This window comes from Roseburia sp. AM51-8, assembly GCF_003478275.1.
Lineage (GTDB): Bacteria > Bacillota > Clostridia > Lachnospirales > Lachnospiraceae > Pararoseburia > Pararoseburia lenta.
Genome location: NZ_QUEY01000002.1, coordinates 19,477 through 35,034 on the forward strand (window position 1 = coordinate 19,477; position 15,558 = coordinate 35,034).

The 15,558-nt window shown below is 45.4% G+C and carries 13 protein-coding genes and 1 pseudogene; 2 read left to right on the forward strand and 12 right to left on the reverse strand.

What is annotated here, in order from left to right:
- The first annotated feature begins 15 nt into the window (after positions 1-15).
- Positions 16-573, forward strand: coding sequence for a TetR/AcrR family transcriptional regulator (locus DW996_RS03630; RefSeq protein WP_118534902.1), 558 nt, complete (start codon positions 16-18; stop codon positions 571-573).
- A 145-nt stretch (positions 574-718) separates the two neighbouring features.
- Entirely contained in the window at positions 719-2,512 is a 1,794-nt protein-coding gene (locus DW996_RS03635; RefSeq protein WP_118534903.1) for an oleate hydratase, read from the forward strand.
- Positions 2,513-2,762: 250 nt separating this feature from the next.
- Here DW996_RS03635 and DW996_RS03640 read toward each other — a convergent pair whose 3' ends face one another.
- The 12 genes and pseudogenes from DW996_RS03640 to DW996_RS03700 all read right to left on the reverse strand — a co-directional run bounded on the left by DW996_RS03640 (position 2,763) and on the right by DW996_RS03700 (position 15,514).
- A complete protein-coding gene (locus DW996_RS03640; RefSeq protein ID WP_243098657.1) occupies positions 2,763-3,272 on the reverse strand; it encodes an ATP-binding response regulator in 510 nt (169 codons plus the stop codon).
- Positions 3,264-5,275, reverse strand: a pseudogene (locus tag DW996_RS03645) (sensor histidine kinase); the annotation flags it as partial. The gene DW996_RS03640 and the pseudogene DW996_RS03645, both read right to left, overlap by 9 nt.
- Positions 5,265-6,068, reverse strand: coding sequence for a substrate-binding periplasmic protein (locus DW996_RS03650; protein WP_243098659.1), 804 nt, complete (start codon positions 6,066-6,068; stop codon positions 5,265-5,267). The gene DW996_RS03650 and the pseudogene DW996_RS03645, both read right to left, overlap by 11 nt.
- 30 nt (positions 6,069-6,098) lie before the next feature.
- Positions 6,099-6,464, reverse strand: coding sequence for an Hpt domain-containing protein (locus tag DW996_RS03655; RefSeq protein WP_118282419.1), 366 nt, complete (start codon positions 6,462-6,464; stop codon positions 6,099-6,101).
- 259 nt (positions 6,465-6,723) lie between these two features.
- Positions 6,724-7,317, reverse strand: a complete 594-nt coding sequence (locus tag DW996_RS03660) for an NADH peroxidase (RefSeq protein WP_118282416.1) — start codon at positions 7,315-7,317, stop codon at positions 6,724-6,726.
- A gap of 162 nt (positions 7,318-7,479) precedes the next feature.
- On the reverse strand, positions 7,480-7,827 hold the full coding sequence (locus tag DW996_RS03665) for a Fur family transcriptional regulator (protein ID WP_118534905.1): 348 nt from the start codon (positions 7,825-7,827) through the stop codon (positions 7,480-7,482).
- A 170-nt stretch (positions 7,828-7,997) separates the two neighbouring features.
- Complete coding sequence (locus tag DW996_RS03670; RefSeq protein ID WP_158575180.1) at positions 7,998-10,142, reverse strand: YhgE/Pip domain-containing protein; 2,145 nt, start codon at positions 10,140-10,142, stop codon at positions 7,998-8,000.
- 1 nt (position 10,143) lies between these two features.
- Positions 10,144-10,659 (reverse strand): hypothetical protein, encoded by a 516-nt coding sequence (locus DW996_RS03675; protein WP_118282406.1) that lies wholly within the window; start codon positions 10,657-10,659, stop codon positions 10,144-10,146.
- Positions 10,660-10,672: 13 nt separating this feature from the next.
- Entirely contained in the window at positions 10,673-12,811 is a 2,139-nt protein-coding gene (locus tag DW996_RS03680; RefSeq protein WP_118534907.1) for a YhgE/Pip domain-containing protein, read from the reverse strand.
- Positions 12,808-13,086 carry a GIY-YIG nuclease family protein gene (locus DW996_RS03685; RefSeq protein ID WP_118534908.1) on the reverse strand — a complete coding sequence of 93 codons (279 nt, stop codon included), beginning with the start codon at positions 13,084-13,086 and terminating at the stop codon, positions 12,808-12,810. Before DW996_RS03685 ends, DW996_RS03680 begins: the two co-directional genes overlap by 4 nt.
- Positions 13,079-14,494, reverse strand: coding sequence for a GGDEF domain-containing protein (locus DW996_RS03690; RefSeq protein ID WP_158575182.1), 1,416 nt, complete (start codon positions 14,492-14,494; stop codon positions 13,079-13,081). Before DW996_RS03690 ends, DW996_RS03685 begins: the two co-directional genes overlap by 8 nt.
- A 282-nt stretch (positions 14,495-14,776) precedes the next feature.
- The gene (locus DW996_RS03700; RefSeq protein ID WP_118282383.1) at positions 14,777-15,514 is read right to left on the reverse strand and encodes a M23 family metallopeptidase; all 738 of its coding nucleotides are present in this window, start codon (positions 15,512-15,514) and stop codon (positions 14,777-14,779) included.
- Positions 15,515-15,558: the final 44 nt, after the last annotated feature.

A 15,558-nucleotide genomic window follows, 5' to 3' on the forward strand; every position in this document is an offset into this window, starting at 1 on the left:
CAGAAAGGAGACCTCATGTCACAAGTAACCAAGCGTGCCCTAGAGACATCACTGAAAAATCTTCTTTTACAAAAGCCGCTGGATAAAATAACGATCAACGATATTACGGCAGATTGCGGTATCAACCGCATGACCTTTTACTATCATTTCAAGGATATCTATGATCTGGTGGAATGGTCCTGTCTGGAAGATGCCGAGAAAGCCTTGAACAACAAAAAGACCTATGATACCTGGGAGCAGGGGCTGTTACAGATCTTTTACGCTGTGCAGGCAAATAAGCCATTCATCATGAATGTCTACCACTGCGTCAGCCGGGAACGTGTAGAAAAATACCTCATGCCCCTGACCGATAAACTCTTAGTCGATGTGATCGAGGAGCAGTCCAAGGGACTCTTTGTCAAGCAGACAGACAAGGATTTTATCGCACAGATCTACTCCTATGTCCTGGTCGGGCTCATGTTGGACTGGGTCGCCGATGACATGAAAGAAGACCCGGAAAAACTGGTCGAGCGTCTTGCTATTGTCATCCAGGGAAACCTGTCGGCAGCCCTACATCGTTTATGTGACCACTGATTTTATCAAAAGACCGGATTTGATAAAATTATTTACAATCATACCCCCATGATAAAAAAATTATCATGGGGTCTTTTTTGTTTATTTTCCTTTTTCTTTGACAAACCTATACTACAGGTACAAAGAAATGAAGGAGGTAATCATTATGTATTACTCAGCAGGAACTTATGAATCATTCGCACATCCGGAGAAACCGGAGGGTGTCGACAAAAAATCCGCATACATCATCGGAACCGGACTTGCCGGTCTGACCGCAGCCTTTTATCTGGTGCGTGATGGTCAAATGAAGGGCGAGCATATCCACCTTTTGGAAAAACTGACCCTCGCCGGCGGTTCATGCGATGGAAGAAAAGATATTACCAAGGGCTTCTTTATGAGAGGCGGACGTGAAATGGATAACCACTTTGAAGTCATGTGGGATATGTTCCGTGATGTGCCTTCCATGGAAAACCCGGAAATCTCTGTTCTGGACGAATATTACTGGCTCAACAAGCATGACCCGAACTATTCTCTCTGCCGTGCTACCGTAAATCGCGGTCAGGACGCTCACACAGACAAGAAATTCGGGCTGGATAAGGCAAGCGCACAGGCACTTTCCAAACTCTTTATCACACCGGAAAAAGAATTGGAAGACAAGAAGATCTCCGAAGTGCTGCCGGATTCATTCTGGGATACCAACTTCTGGCTCTATTGGCAGACTATGTTTGCTTTCCAGCGCTGGTCAAGTGCCCTGGAGATGAAGCGTTACCTTTGCCGTTATGTGCACCATATTGATGGGCTCCCGGACTTTAGTGCCCTTCGTTTTACCAAGTACAATCAGTACGAAAGCCTCATCATGCCGCTTGTCAACTATCTGACGGCACATGGAGTACAGATCGAGTACGGCATGGATGTAAAGAATGTTGTCATTGAAACGGTCGGCGACAAGAAGATCGCACGCCAGATCATATATATCAAGGACGGCGAGGAGCAGACATTGGATCTGGTAGAGGATGATCTTGTATTCATCACAAACGGCTGCTGCACCGATACTTCCTGCTACGGCGACCAGACCCATGTACCGGATCTTTCTAAGGTAAAAAATGGTGCCGGCGAGTCATGGGATCTGTGGAAAAATATTGCAAGACAGGCAAAGCACGGTGAATTCGGTAACCCGGATAACTTCTGTGATGACTACGAAGCAACCAACTGGATGAGCGCGACCGTTGCCACTTCCGATGAAAAGATCATCAGCAAGATCAAGGATATCTGCAAGCGTGATCCGAGAGACGGCAAGGTAACGACCGGTGGTATCGTCACAGTAAAGGATAGTACCGAAAACTGGTATCTGTCCTGGACCATCAACCGTCAGCCACAGTTCAAGGCTCAGGATAAGAATATGGTCCTTGTCTGGCTCTATGCCCTCAATACCAACAAGGAAGGAAACTTTGTAAAGAAAGCCATGCGTGACTGTACCGGTAAGGAGGTCTGCGAAGAATGGCTCTATCATATCGGCGTGGATCCAAAAGAGATCCCGGATCTAGCAGAAAATGCCTGCAACACAACCACATGCTTTATGCCGTTTATCAATGCTTTCTTCCAGCCAAGAAAGAATGAGGATCGCCCAAAGGTCGTACCGGAAGGCTCTGTCAACTTTGCTTTCTTAGGTCAGTTTGCCGAGACACCGAGAGATACCATCTTTACCATTGAATACTCTATGCGTACCGGTATGGAATCTGTTTACACACTACTTGATATTGACCGCGGTGTTCCTGAAGTATGGGGAAGTAAATATGACGTGCGCGAACTCCTGCGTGCATGCTACTATGCAATCGACAAGAAACCGATCACAGATGTAAAACTTTCCTTTGCAGAAAAAGAAGCCCTGAAAGTCCTGCTCAAGAAGGTCAGGGGAACCGATGTGGAGATCCTGCTGAAAAACAGCGGTCTGATCGAATAATCCCATCATTAAAAAATAAATCTTGAATTAAGAAAACGCCAAAACTGGCTCTGCGTCGGCTTTGGCGTTTTTTCTTTTATTTATTTCTTTTCGGATTCTCTGTGCATGCTCACGGCTTCTCTGCGGATATCCCGGTCAGTGCCACATAGACATCCGCTAAAGATACGATCTGGGCTGAGATCGTTTTGTCATAATTATTTATCCGCCTTTCCGCGAAACTACCTATATACCAATATAATAGACTTCTGTCCTACTTTGGTATGTATTTTTTCATAATCCGTAGTAAATCTTTTTTAATGATAGGCTTGGATATGTGTTCGTTCATGCCAGCCTTGTAACTGCGCTCCTTGTCATCACTAAAAGCATTGGCTGTTATGGCAAAGATCGGCACACTCTTTGCATCCGACCGATCCAGGGAACGGATACAGCGCGCCGCATCCAGTCCGTCCATGACCGGCATCATAATATCCATCAGGATGATGTCATAGGTGCCGCCCTCGGATTGCAGGAAACAGTCTACTGCCTCCTGTCCGTTCCATGCCTTGGTCACAGCCGCGCCCGCATTTTCAAGGATAAACTGCGCAATCTCCATGTTGAGATCATTATCTTCTACCAAAAGAACATGGATGCCATCCAGACAGATGTCCTGGTCCTCGCTGTCCTCCTTATCCTCCACATGATCGGCAAGTTTGAAACGCAATTCTATGGTAAAGGTCGTTCCCTGCCCCTGCTGGCTGGTAAAGTGGATGCTGCCACCCATCTTTTCCGTCAACTCCTTGGCGATCGGCAGTCCAGACCGGTTCCGGCATAGGAAGTTCTGGCAGATGCATTTTCCTGGGCAAACGGCTCAAAGGCACGCTTTTGAAATTCTTCCGACATGCCAAGTCCGGTGTCCTGACAGGTAAAGACAAAGATCGCCATCTTTCTGGTCGATCCGGTTTCCTCTACGCTGACATGCACAGTCCCTCCCTCACGGTTGTACTTGATGGCATTGCTCATGATATTCTGCAAGATCTGGCGCAGGTGCAGTGGACTGCCTAAAACATTCCAGTGTACCCCCTTGCAAACGTCCACCTGAAAATCGACCTGGCGCTCTATCGCCTGTACCTCAACCAGTGATACCGTTTCCCGGAATAATTCCAAGAGGTCAAACGGCTTTTGCTCCAGACGCACCTGGCCGGACTCCAACTTATTCATATCCAGCACATTATTGACCAGATCCAAAAGGAAACTGGAGGCGCTGACGATCTTCTGACGACATTCCTCCTGCTTTTCCTCGTCCCCTGCATAATATCGGCTGATCTCGATCATACCCTTAATGCCATTGATTGGTGTCCGGATATCGTGGCTCATCCGTCGAAGAAAGTCTGTCTTTGCCACGCTTGCACGCTCTGCATGTTCCACAGAACGGCGCAGACTGTTCTGATAGTGGATCTCCTTTTTCTTCTCGGTCGACACATCCCGGCACAGAAAGATAACTTCCTGTAATTTTCCGTCCTCATCATATTTTTGCGGCACAAAAAACAGTTGTTCCCACTTGGCATTTTTTTCTTCCATGACACAGGAAACATAGGTCTTACCTGCGACACGCGCCGCCATATCCGCCATATCCGAAAAGCGCAGAAAATCCTCCTGATAGGCTTCAGTCAAAACATGCTCTGCATATCTTTTCAGCATATATTTTACGTCACTGCCCTGACTGAGCGCACTCTCCATCTTATCCGCGGATTTTAAGACCTTCCAGGAGTCCGTCCCCAAATCTATGAGCAAAACAAAACTATAGACCCGGCTGATAGAACTGATGGTACGCAGCTGCTCTGCACTTTTTTCCCGGTTCTTTTCTTCCTGTTTGTAACGCAGGAATAAGAAAAGAATACAGGCAAGCACATACAAGATGATCCCAAAACTTTCCGTCATGATAAAGGTGGAATAGACCCTGACCTCCGGGAAAAAGATATAAATATCATAGCCTTCCACCCGGCGCACATCGCCACACAGATGTCTGCCATTTATCGTCAGGCGGATCAGATTACTGGTCTGGTTCAATTCCCCAAAATCTTCTGCACTCATCTTTAGCCAGTCCTGTAGGCATTTGCCTTTGAGTTCTTCATCGTTGGTACTGATGATCTCATCCCCGGATGCAATGACAGCCGTGCCCTTTAATTCAAAGATAAAATCATCTAAAAGCGTTTGTATGCTGATCTCGTCCTTGGCAAAGATCTCTCTTTTTTCCGATAAAACTGCCACATAGCCCGCCTGATCCTGCCGGGAAACAATGGCAAAATCGTACTGGCTACCCCCGATATCCATACGGGTCGCATAAGAATTTTCCGGATAGTGGGATGCATCATACGAAACATCGTTATTCAAAAATTCATCCCAGACAGACTCATCAATCTCTCCCCAACCGTATGTCGGCACATTGTCCGCATCCGTTACCAGAATACCGTCCAGACGCTGCTCATAGGCATACTGCTCTAAGAGAGCATCTGAGGCCTCCTCCCGCTTTAGGCAACGGCTCAACTCCTTTGCCTTGTCCAAAAGACGGACCTCGCTCTTGGTGCGGTCTCCGACCTCATAGTTATTCCATCGCACGATCCTGGACTTGATCGTGTCAAAACTTTCATCCATGACATAATATAGTCTGGCGCGATCACTCTGTATGATGATCATACCACTGATCAAACTAACGGCTATTCCTAAGATTAAGAGAAAGCATGCCAAACTGATCTCTTTGTTTTTTCTCATATCTCTACTCTGCATCTGCGTCACTCCAAGCGCGGTCTGCGCTCATGCCGTATTTTTCCAGTATCTCCCCTGTGGTTCCATCTTTTTGCATCTCCTGCAAGGTCCGGGTCAGTTCCTCTGCCAGTTCTTCGTGTGTCCCCTTTTCAAAGGCAACGCCAAGTTCGGACTCATAAAGACTTTCATCCAGCATGTAAAACTCGTCCGGCATAGAATCCATAAAAAGGCGCAATGCACTCTCATGTCCCGCAATGGCATCACAATAGCCCTTGCGCAGACAGGCATACACTTCATCTAATGTAGAAAAACAATAAACCTCATCCACCTGTGGTATTCTGGGATCCTCATGGTTGAGCAGGATCTCATCCGGCTTGGAGGACACCTGCACGGCAAAGCGCTTGCCCGCAAGATCCTGCAAGGTCTTGATGCCGCTTTCCTGACGTACGACCACGACCTGACGGCTCTTTAGATAGGGACCCGCCCAGGTGTACTCATCCTCACGTTCAGTCATGGTAAAGGATCCCCAGAGACAGTCAATCTGTCCATCCGCCAGATATTCCTCCTTTTTCTCCCAGACAATATTGCGAAAGACCGGTTCATATCCCATGCGCCCAAAGGCTTCTTTGGCAAGTTCCACGTCAATGCCTGCTGCATTTCCGTCTTCATCCACATAATTGTAAGGTTTATAATCGTCACTGCCTATGATGATCTGCGGTAAGGTGTCCTCTTCCGCTGCCGGACTGCTTCCACAGCCTGCCAGCCCTAGGACCAGCCCTACACAAAGCACCAGGCTTAATAATCTCTTTTTCATGCTCTTTCTCCCCATACGGTCAAAAATCCATTATTCTGCGTCCTCTTGCATTAAGCGGGTCACAGCATCCTGGATCGTCTGATACTGATCGTCCATTGCCTCCATCAATTCTTCTGCACCTTCAAACGTTCCGGCACGAAAGATCTCTGTAATGTCATAAGAAGTATGATAGAGATCCGAAAATCCCAAATTTAGGCAAACACCCTTTAAGGTATGTGCTGCCCGGAATGCATCTTCCACATTTTTCTCCGCTACTGCTTTTTTCATGTCTGAAAAACTCGGATCATCCAAAAACTTGATGGCAAATTTCTTGACGATCGCCTGACTTCCTCCAAATCTCTGAAGCACATCCTGCCAATCTGCTCCGATCATCTCATAACATTCCTGTACGGTCATTATCCGTCCTCCGTATTCTATGTATTTTGCTCTGTCTAAACGCAATTTATCCTATAGGTATAATTCACCTATGTTATCGCTTCATTATACGCCTGCTTTTGCAGAAAGACCAACACTTTTCACTCTCAAAAGCCAGCATACACCAAATTCCTATTCTTAGGTGGGGATTCCTGTCGAAAAAAGACGATAAAATATAAAAAAGAGGAATGTGTAAATCTCATACACATTCCTCTATCTTTTTAACTTCTATAAATCCGGCTTAGCCAAAATATCTGTCAAGCAGACCCTTTAATGCCTTACCATGTCTTGCCTCGTCGCGAGCCATCTCATGTACGGTATCGTGGATAGCGTCCAGATTGTTCTTCTTTGCACATTTTGCAAGATCAACCTTTCCTGCGGTAGCGCCAAATTCGCAATCTACTCTCCAAGCCAGGTTGTCCTTGGTCGTAGCCTTCATGTTTGGCTCAAGGTCCTCGCCTAACATCTCAGCGAACTTTGCAGCATGCTCTGCTTCTTCGTATGCTGCCTTTTCCCAGTAAAGTCCGATCTCCGGATAGCCCTCGCGATGAGCGATACGAGCCATGCAAAGATACATACCAACTTCTGAGCATTCTCCTTCGAAGTTTGCCTTTAACTGATCGAAGATGTACTTCTTGTCCTCTTCGCTGATAGCGTCGTTATTCTTTACCGTCTTAGCATATACGCCATATTCATGCTCAGCAGCAAGTGTCAGTTCTTCGCCTTCTTTGACTTCCTTAAACTTGTCAGCACCAACATGACATACCGGGCACTCCTCTGGTGGCTGCTCGCCTTCATAAACATATCCACATACACTACATACATACTTTGCCATAATTCTTTTCTCCTTTTCTTTACTTATGATGATTCTTAATTACTTACTGTTCCCTTTCGGTGATCTTAATATAACACCTCACCAATGAAATGTCAATAGAAAATTAGGAATTATTATTATTTTTTTCTTTATCCAAACAGGCAGGGCATTTTCCAAAGAAAACTACCTGGCTCTGTTCGATCGTGCCGCCAAACCTTGATTTGCAAGGGTATGCAGAAATTCCAGATTATCCATTTCCAGATCTAAGACTGACTGACAGTAGTTACAGACAAAATGCGGATGCTCTGCTGTGTTGGCATCGTAATGATCCTTGGCATCGTTGCAAGGGATACGCTGCACCTGTCCGGTTTCCTCTAAGACCGTCAGATTTCGATAGACTGTCGCAAGGCTGATCTTTGGGTAATCCTTCTGAACTGCTTGAAATATGGTCTCTGCAGTGGGATGCTTCTTCGTCGAAAGCAGATAATTATATATGGCTTCCCGCTGCCTGCTATAATTCAGAGTTTTCATAATTTCAACCTTTCTTTATCTTAAATAAATCAGTAACTATTATCAATTTAACATGGCAACTGCTATTTGTAAAGCGTTTTATGCAATTTGAATTTTCGATGAACGTTTTATTACGTAAAAAGAAGACGATGCCACAAGACACCGCCTTCCAAAACCGTCTTCAATTGTCATTATACCAAGAGGTCTGTTCGTTCTTTGCTTTCCTCGATCTTTTCATTCAATTTCTTGCAAGGAATACTGATAACCAGTCCAAAGAGCAGAGCGACTCCGATATAGGCTGTCATTTCTGTCAGATACATCCAGTAGTCATTGCCATGCGTACCTGCGATTGCCTCACGCAAAGCGTTCATACCATGTGCGAATGGCATATATTTATAAAGATACTGGAATACCTTTGGCAATACTTCTACCGGGAAGGTACCACCACTTCCAGCAACCTGGATAACCATAAGCACGACTGCTGCTGCCTCGCCGACATTGCCAAAGGCATATGCCAGAGAGTACATAAAGATGGTAAATGTAAAACTGGTAAAGGATGCCGCAAACCAGAACATAAGCGGATGGTCACACTGGATACCTACATAGAGAATACATCCCAAAACAGTAATGATCGTCTGCAACTGTCCCATCAGGTAGAACACTATATATCTTCCGAAGAATTTCTGCCAATTCCGCAAGTTCCTGCATCCCGGATTGGTCTTAAGTCCAGTATGCATAATGGCGATCAGGATCAGGGCACCAAACCAGATAGATAAGATCACATAGAATGGTGCGGTTGCAGATCCGTTATTTGCCATCGCATAAATCGGCTCCTGATCCAGATTAACCGGACTGGAAATAAAGTCTGCGATCAGATCCGGGTCAGACTCGATCAGTGACATCAAAATGTTGTACTGGTCGTTTGACTCAATATCATCCATATCGGCGATCAGATCCTGCAGTTTGCCTTCCATCTCGATGGCATCATCCCTGGTTGCTACCAGTTTATCCTTGCCAAAAGACATCATATCCGGGTAAGAGTCCAAAGCAGATGAAACATCCTTGATGCTATCGCTGGAGTAGTTCAGGATCTTCTGGATCTCGCTGATCGATGACTGGATGGAATTCATGGTAGAGTTCAACTGTGGGTCTACCGTATCTTTATAGGTCGTTCTTAAGGCTTCGACGCTCTTTCTGCAGGTATCAAAATCTGCATGCAGGGACTGTGAGATTGCATTGGAATCTGCAGAAGTCTTGTCAGATGCTGCTTTTAAATTATCCAGATCTGCCTCAATCTTGTCAAAATCTGCATTGACTGCATCTTTTTGCTGTGTAATGGTTGAATTCATATTTACATTTTCCATTGCACTGTTGAAACTCGTCTGCAAAGCTTCGACAGCAAGTTTGATGGAGTCAATCTGGCCTGACATACCATTGCTTGTGTTATCTACCTTGTCAAAAACATCATCCACAGCATCTGCCATGTTATCGATCTGCTTTAAGACATCATCTAAGTTGACCGTCACCATATCCGAAACGGTATCAATGCTGCCGTCTGCCGCATCCGCTGCTGCATCTGCACTGTTTGCCATGCTCCGTCCGGTCTCCATAATGGAATCCAACTGGTCTGTCACAGCATTAGTCGCATCCATCAGACTGTTTGCGGAGTCAATGATGGCAATATAGGAATCTACGATCGTGATATAGGTATTCAGATCGGCATCCATATCATCCAATTTATCCCGGACGGCATTGGTAAAGTTGCCGCCATTGCCGCTATTATCTGTCACGACATACTCGCTCATGCTTAAGAGTGCCTGTGCCATGGTCGATACAAAAGCACTGTTGATCTCCTCCTGAACAGTCGTCTTTACCTTACCGGTAATCTTTGGCGCGATCGCGTTCTTTTTCTCATTTTCATAATAAGTGATCTTTGGATTCTCGATGTCTCCGCCAAGGAAACTGATCAGATCTTCCGAAAATGACTCGTCAATGACTAAAGCCGCATAATAATCACCGCTCTGTACGCCATCTACCGCTTCTTCCTCGCTATCTACAAAAACCCAGCCGATGGTCTTATTCTCTTTGAGGTTGCTGACAACCATATTACCAATATTTAACTCTACGCCCTCAATCTCTGTCCCTTGGTCGCAACTTGCAACTACAACGTTCAAATTGGCTGTAGATGCCTCTCCGTATGGATCCCAGTTGGACATGATGTTAAACCAGGCATATAAACTCGGAATAACCGTCAGACCAATGATCATAACAACTGCAACAACATTTGTTGCCAGTCTCTTTGCATCGGAGGTAAAAATCCGAATAATGTTTCTCATCTTATTCGTCCTCCTTTTCATCTGTATTTTTATTGTCCGGGCTGATCTTCTGGATCACTGCCTCTTTGAACTGCTCCTTACGCTCCTCGATCTCGGCACCGATTCTCTGTTTTTCAGCCTCTATCTTTTGCTTGCCTTCGTCAATGCGGTCATCAACATAATCTAATTTCTCGGAAATGTTGCTCTCTGCCTGCTGCACACCTTCACCGATCAGACTGGTGTCGTCATGCAGTTTATCAACATCCACGCCAAACTCTTTCATCTGCTCCATCATCTTGTAATCACTGTACTCCACATAGATCAGATAGAAGGCTATGCCAAAGAGGGAAAGGATCCAAAGGACCAAAAAGACTAATTTCCCTTCTGAAATGGCAAAACTCATGATCAGAAAGAAGAGTGGTAATATGATGTTGACTTTAAGACCAATACGGATTCTCTTTTGATTTTCCAGATGAAGATCCTGTTCATAATTGATGAACTTTTCATACATCTCTTTGTATTCTCGTTTTTCTGCCACAGTCCTACCCTCCTTACATCATTTCCGTATCTTCCAGACGCTTTTCCATGTAATGGTTGAGCCCCTCGAATGGGATACGGATCAAAAGTCCGATGACAAGACCTACACCTAAGAAGGTCAGTAACTTGAGCAGATAAACTACAATATCCGCCTCGTATAATCCACAGATACATTCACGCATAGCGTTGATCGCGTATGGGAATGGGAAGAAGATATATACCTTCTGGAAAAATTCCGGCAAAAGTTCGATCGGATAAGTTCCGCTACTTCCGGCAATCTGCAGCACTAAGATAACAACGGCAATGGCTTTACCTACATCGCCAAAGGAGTAGACCAGTGCATAGATCAAAAGGGTAAAGGTCAGACTGGTCAGTGCGCCGACCACCCAGAACAAAAGCGGGTGAACACACTGAATCTTCAAGATGAAAAGATCACCCAAGACCGTGATCAGGGTCTGTACCTGCCCCATAGCGATAAAGAACATGCCTCTTCCAAAGAAAAGTTGTGTCGGTGTCGCATCCGGGTATTTTGATTTTGATACTTTTACTTTGACAATGGCTACCATGATGATACAACCTACCCATACAGACAAAACCGTATAGAATGGTGCAACTGCAGAACCATAATTTTCAATCGGATATACCGCAACGGACTCGATCTCTACCGGCTCGGAGAAGAACTCACCGTACATATCCGGATCACCGGTCAGTGTATCTACCAGTGCCTGCACACGCTCGTCGTCCTCGACGCTCTTTGCCTTGTCGATCGCCTTGGTCAGTCTGGTGCTGATCTTGGATAAGGCTTCTTTGGTCTTTTCCAGACTCTTATCCGAAGTAGAAATCGTTGTCTGCAAGGAAGAAAATACATTTCCCATGGAGTTGAGCACGCCGCTCATATTGTTCATGACCGTACTTGCATTGCCGATCACATCCTCTAAGTTATCCACGCAGGTATTGAGCTGTGGTACCAACTGGTTGTTGATGGTATTTCTGGTCGATGTGATATTGGAGACCGCCTTGTCAATATCTGAGATCATGGTCGCCTCGGCATCCTTGATCTGCTGGGCGGTCGCATCATACTGTCCGTCCAGATCTGCCTGTTCTAATATCTTTTGCAGGGCATCCACGGCATCGGATAACTGCTGCAGGGTATTGACCACATCCGTATTCCCGTTTTCATCTGCAATGGACTGGCTGATGGCATTGATATCTTTATTTAACTGGTTGGTATCCTTTAAGGTCTGCTGACAGGCATCTGCCATCTGATCAATATCACCGCTGATCTGCGCCTGCCTTAACTGATTTTCCATGTTTGTCAACATGGTGATCATGGTATCAACCGTCAGATTCATCTGATCTTTGTAGGCATTTAAGGTATTCTGGCTCTGCTGGATAGAACCGTTTGCCTCAGACAGACTTCCTGCGGAAGACTTGGTCTTGCCCTCCAGATCACTCACATCATCTGTGGCATTTGCAATATTAGAGGATAATACCGCATTTCCACTGATGACCTTGTCGATGGTATCCTGATAATCGATCAGATTGTCATTCAACTTCTCTAACTTCTCAATAAAGGCATCCACACCGCCTTCTTCCTCGATGTCGTCATACATATCATTGACATCTTCAAAGATGGTCTTGGTCATGACCTTTACAAACTCTTCGTTGATGTTGCTCTGTACGGTCGTAACGATGGTATCCGAGATCTTATTGGCTACCGGATTCTTTTTCTGATTCTGGTAAAAGATCAGGGTAGGTTCCTCTGTTGTGTTTACGAACATATTATACATATTGTATGTAAAATCTTTTTGCACAACGAGTGCTGCATAGTATTTACCGGATTCCACACCCTCAATGGCTTCATCCGCAGAATCCACGAACTGCCAGTCGACCTTATCGTTGTCTGCCAATTCATCCATGATGTCTTCACCGGTATTTTTGAACTCTCCGTCATCATCCGTATAACCCTGATCCAAATTGACAGCCGCTAACTGTAGATTACCGGTATTGCCGTATGGATCCCAGTTGGAATAGATATTGAACCATGCATAAAGTGCTGGTAAAAAACATACACCAATGGCGATAATCAGGGCAAACAGATTTTTTGCCAGATTTTTCACATCTGTAAAAAAGATTTGTTTGATCGTCTTCATGCCTTTATCCCTTTCGTATTTGTCTGATTCTTGATCAATTCTATTTTCTGCTTTCGCGTTAATTTTTTGATCGCCGCTTCCCGGCGCATTGCCTCTTCCTTTGTGGCATATTCCTCATGGTAGACCATTTCCACCGGAAGACGCGCTTTTGTATATTTGGCACCCTTGCCCGCATTATGCGTTTGCAGGCGTTTGGCCAGATTGGTCGTATAACCTGTGTAGAGTGAATCGTCGCTACACCGGAGTATGTAGGTAAAATGCTTTTTATCAGTCATGATTGGCAAACCTCTCTACATCTCCCAAATGCCCCAGTCGGATGCTGTTTCTGGAAACCTTCTTTACCTGATAGAGAAGTTCATCTGCTGCATGCAGATAGTCCCAGACCTTGTTTTCCTCTACGGGAACACCCCAGCAGATGCCCTGTGAAATGGTCAGAACCTCTGCCGCCTTGGAGTATTTATGCTCTACCGCCTGACGCAGGATCATCTGTTTCAGATGTTCTGCCCACCGATAGGTCTCTTCTTCTGACATCCCGGAGTATATGAGGACAAACTCATCCCCTCCATAGCGGGAACAGAAAACTTCCCCCTGATGCTGCATCTGCATGATCATGCGGGATACCATCTTAAGAGCCTCATCTCCTGCCTGATGTCCGTAATTATCATTATATTCTTTGAAATAATCAATATCTAAGATCTCAATGCCAAGTGGTGTCTGCTGTTCGCGTGCACGGATAAAAGCATCTTCTCCGTATTCGTTTAGTTTGTAGCGGTTGTAGAGTCCTGTCAGAGGATCTGTCTCTGACTTGCGGTGGAGGGCAATATTTTCCTGCTCCACTTCCCAGTTGATCTGCGCCAGATTGTTGAGGGAATTACGCATGTTGATCATGCTCGCCACCATAACGCTGTTTTCTTTTTCCATCTCCTCAGACAACTCATAATAGGTCACGGCCGCCTTCTGGAAATTGTCCTGATCCTCTATGGCTTTATAGTAGCAAACCAGCAGCGTCAGCAATTTTTTCTCCAGATTGCGGATATTGGTCTGCTTGGTCAGTTCCTCGACGATAAAATAGCAATCCTTAAAGTCCTCATAACGCTTGCCATCCAAAAGCATACGCATATACTCATAGAGATCGTCGTAAACATCCATGATCGGCACTTCTTCTTTCAGATAGTCACCGATACGCCTTATCTCACGCAATAAGGCATCTTCCTGTCCTCTTTCATAATAAAAACGCGCCTGAAAACATGACACAACAAGCCCATCGACGTTTTGCAGATATGGCTTGCACTCTTTTTCAATCTTGTCATTGTAACGCGCTGCCGTCGCAAACATTTCCTGACCGGATTCCTCCTTGCCCATGAAAAGATATGCCTTGGCAATGTTGAGATATGCCGCCGTCAAATGCTCTATGTAACCGGGCATGGTCGGATTCACGATAATATAGTGATAGCCGCTCTCCAGGTGGTCAAGTGCCTTTTGATACTCATGGATGTTCAGATACAGGGAACCGATATTCATATGTACGATCCATTCCAGATTCGGCAGTCCGTATTTTTCACAATAGGAAAGTGCTTTCAAGTAATAATCCATGGCATAAGGCGCGTTGCCGCGATTTAGGGACATGATGCCCAGCATATTGTTTGCCATCACGACATATCCCCACTCCCCGATCTTTTCCATGGAAGGAATACACGCGATCATCTGAACATAAAAGTTTCTGGTGTCATCATTAAATAATAGGTCTCGCCCCTGGAAAAGCAGGCAAAACCTATCAATGCATCGTCGTGTATCTTACGTCCGTATTCTTCAATCTTATCGCAGTTCTCCATAAGACGCTTAGAGTCTCTGCCCCGGTCAGACTGAATTTCTTTTATCCAATTTTGAACCTCTTGCATATAAAGACTGATATTCATACGCCCATTATAAACCTGTCATTTTGAAAAATCTATTACCGAATTTTTCTTATTGTTGCAAAAAATCCTGCGGATTTACTGGGTTTCCATCCTTTCGCAACTCAAAATACAGGTTTGCTCCTTCTGCTGAATAATATTTTGATGGCTGGCTGATATATCCTATGCACTGGCCTGCTGCAACATACTCGCCTGTTGCAACCGGAATCTCCTTCAACTGACCATAGACAGCCTCGTAACCATCTCCCAAGTCCATTGTTACTGTCGTTCCCGTTTTTGCATCATTTAAAATGGATGTTATCTTTCCCGCACAGGCGCTGACGACTTCGTCATTGACCTCTGCTCCGATGATCAGTGCCGGGTTGCACTGGTATTGCTGTAATGTCTTAAAATACACCGTCTGCTCCATGCTGTAGTCGATCAGCACCTTGCCATCGACCGGCCAGGTCAATTCGTCCGGGAAATGTAAGGTGATCGCGGATGTCTCTGCCACCTGCTCGATCACGCTCTGCTCGGCTGTCTGCTGGGAGTCCCTCTCTGCAAGGCTTGCCTCGTAACGCTCCTTTTGCAGGGCTTCCATATCTACAGTCGAGGTCTTTGGCTCTACCGTGCCGGATACCGACTGGCTTTCTTCCTCTGCAAGACTTTCCTGCTTTGCCTCCTGCCGCTGCATGACATTCTTCTGATAAAAATACATCAGCGTGAATCCAACCGTGGCAATAATCAGCATAATTCCCGCTATCTGATAGGATAAACGATGATTTTTTATATATTCACTCTGTCTCTTCATTCCACTACCTCCTACTCATAGGATGGCTGAAATGAAAGATTTTA

What these genes read in the sequence shown, in the direction of transcription:
- DW996_RS03690 (WP_158575182.1), bottom strand. Translation starts at nt 14,494, where the DNA reads ATGGAAAAGATCGGGGAGTGGGGATATGTCGTGATGGCAAACAATATG.
- DW996_RS03660 (WP_118282416.1), bottom strand. Translation starts at nt 7,317, where the DNA reads ATGGCAAAGTATGTATGTAGTGTATGTGGATATGTTTATGAAGGCGAG.
- DW996_RS03680 (WP_118534907.1), bottom strand. Translation starts at nt 12,811, where the DNA reads ATGAAGACGATCAAACAAATCTTTTTTACAGATGTGAAAAATCTGGCA.
- DW996_RS03685 (WP_118534908.1), bottom strand. Translation starts at nt 13,086, where the DNA reads ATGACTGATAAAAAGCATTTTACCTACATACTCCGGTGTAGCGACGAT.
- DW996_RS03665 (WP_118534905.1), bottom strand. Translation starts at nt 7,827, where the DNA reads ATGAAAACTCTGAATTATAGCAGGCAGCGGGAAGCCATATATAATTAT.
- DW996_RS03630 (WP_118534902.1), top strand. Translation starts at nt 16, where the DNA reads ATGTCACAAGTAACCAAGCGTGCCCTAGAGACATCACTGAAAAATCTT.
- DW996_RS03700 (WP_118282383.1), bottom strand. Translation starts at nt 15,514, where the DNA reads ATGAAGAGACAGAGTGAATATATAAAAAATCATCGTTTATCCTATCAG.
- DW996_RS03635 (WP_118534903.1), top strand. Translation starts at nt 719, where the DNA reads ATGTATTACTCAGCAGGAACTTATGAATCATTCGCACATCCGGAGAAA.
- DW996_RS03650 (WP_243098659.1), bottom strand. Translation starts at nt 6,068, where the DNA reads ATGAAAAAGAGATTATTAAGCCTGGTGCTTTGTGTAGGGCTGGTCCTA.
- DW996_RS03670 (WP_158575180.1), bottom strand. Translation starts at nt 10,142, where the DNA reads ATGAGAAACATTATTCGGATTTTTACCTCCGATGCAAAGAGACTGGCA.
- DW996_RS03655 (WP_118282419.1), bottom strand. Translation starts at nt 6,464, where the DNA reads ATGACCGTACAGGAATGTTATGAGATGATCGGAGCAGATTGGCAGGAT.
- DW996_RS03640 (WP_243098657.1), bottom strand. Translation starts at nt 3,272, where the DNA reads ATGGGTGGCAGCATCCACTTTACCAGCCAGCAGGGGCAGGGAACGACC.